This window comes from Bradyrhizobium sp. 153, from assembly GCF_023073835.1.
Lineage (GTDB): Bacteria > Pseudomonadota > Alphaproteobacteria > Rhizobiales > Xanthobacteraceae > Bradyrhizobium.
In genome coordinates, this window is the sequence record NZ_JADPKH010000156.1 from 1 (window position 1) to 1380 (window position 1380).

Here is a 1380-nt window from a genome sequence, read left to right on the forward strand (position 1 = left end):
CGATGATCCCGATCCCGAGCGGCGTCAGGGTCTGGATCGCCACTGGCCACACCGATATGCGTCGCGGCATGCAAAGCCTGGCGCTTGCGGTCCAGGAGAATCTGAAGCGCGATCCTCATGCCGGCGATCTCTACATCTTCCGGGGCCGCCGCGGTGATCTGGTCAGGATTCTCTGGCACGATGGGCTGGGCATGTCGCTCTATGCCAAGCGGCTGGACCGTGGCAAGTTCATCTGGCCCTCGGCGTCGGACGGTGCGGTGTCGATCTCGGCGGCGCAGATGGCTTACATGCTCGAAGGCATCGACTGGCGGAATCCCCAACTAAGTTGGCGGCCGCAGAGCGCGGGTTGAGCGAAGAAACTACGGTTGCTGCCATTTTGGGGAGTCCCATCGCGTCCAATCTGTGATTCACTGCCTCGCATGGATGCCGACCGCGACGCTGTTCCCGATGAGGTTGCCGCCCTGAAGAACGCGCTGGCAGTCGAGCGCGCGAAGGGTTTGGAGATCGCCGCCGAGCTCGCGGTCGCGCGCGCGAAAGCGTCGGAAGACGAAGCGCTGATCGCGCAGCAGCAGCTGCAGATCGCCAAGCTGAAGCATCAGATCTATGGGCAACGGTCGGAGCGCTCGGCGCGGCTGATCGAGCAGTTGGCGCTGACGTTCGAAGAGCTGGAAGCTGACGCCACCGAGGACGAGCTGGCGGCGGAACGGGCCGTGGCCAAGACGACCACGGTGCGCGGATTTACGCGCCAGCGTGCCGAGCGCCAGACCTTCCCTGAGCATCTGCCACGGGAACGGGTGGTGATCGATGGGCCTACGGCTTGTGAATGCTGCGGCAGCAATCGCCTGCGCAAGCTCGGCGAGGATGTGACCCGCACGCTGGAAGTGGTGCCGCGCCAGTGGAAGGTGATCGAGACGGTTCGGGAGAAGTTCTCCTGCCGCGACTGCGAGAAGATCAGCCAGGCGCCGGCCCCGTTCCATGCCGTCGCCCGGGGATGGGCTGGCCCGAGCCTCTTGGCCATGATTATGTTTGAGAAGTTCGGCCAGCATCAGCCGCTCAACCGCCAGGCCGAGCGCTACGCTCTGGAAGGCGTGCCGATCGCACTGTCGACCATGGCGGATGCCGTTGGGGCGGTCTGTGCCTCGCTGGATCCTCTGCTGCGCTTGGTGGGAGCCCACGTCATTGCGGCCGAGCGCCTTCATGCTGACGATACGACGGTACCGGTCCTGGCCAAGGGCAAGACCGACACCGGACGGTGCTGGATCTACGTCCGCGACGATCGGTCATTTGGGGGCACGGACCCGCCGGCGGCGATGTTCTACTACTCCCGCGACCGCAAGGGCGAGCATCCCCAAGCGCATCTGGCCCGGTATGCCGGCATCC

Annotated in this window: 2 protein-coding genes; both read left to right on the forward strand. The window is 65.1% G+C overall.

Going from position 1 to position 1380, the window contains the following annotated elements; all coding sequences use genetic code 11:
* On the forward strand, positions 1–350 hold a 350-nt coding region (tnpB, locus tag IVA91_RS35965; protein ID WP_247460728.1), incomplete at its 5' end, for an IS66 family insertion sequence element accessory protein TnpB.
* 69 nt (positions 351–419) lie between these two features.
* A partial coding sequence (locus IVA91_RS35970) for an IS66 family transposase (protein WP_247460729.1) occupies positions 420–1380 on the forward strand: 961 nt, incomplete at its 3' end.